The 324-nt window shown below is 42.6% G+C and carries 1 protein-coding gene; it reads left to right on the top strand.

All coding sequences use genetic code 11. From position 1 onward, the window contains the following. The coding region (locus CWC16_RS20075; protein WP_212747451.1) for a hypothetical protein at nt 1–324 on the top strand (324 nt) is incomplete at both ends.

Here is a 324-nt window from a genome sequence, read left to right as displayed (position 1 = left end):
TTAACATGCTCAGCCAGAGACCAAGTATTACGCTGGCAGCTTTGTCAAAGAGCTTGTGTACAGGGCGACCGTCTCTCCCTGTTTCTATATGTTTTATTGCCCGCAGTATTGATGACACGTGTGAACAATTAGTTCAAAAACTGCCTTTGAGCGACATTAGCCACAAACAAGCCAAGGTCTTACTTGCAAATGGGTTTAATGTGGATACCAGTAAACAACTTGCAGACGCATTTCCAAGTTTTAGGGAATGTCTTGAAGAGTTTCCTTTGAATAGAGAACAAGCGCTCAAACGCTGGTTATTACGCTTTGACATCACAGCAACAA

Origin of the sequence: Pseudoalteromonas sp. S3776 (assembly GCF_005886915.1) — a bacterium.
Classification (GTDB): Bacteria; Pseudomonadota; Gammaproteobacteria; order Enterobacterales; family Alteromonadaceae; genus Pseudoalteromonas.
Note: the sequence above shows the minus strand (reverse complement) of the source record. Positions and strands in the feature narration are given on the sequence as shown.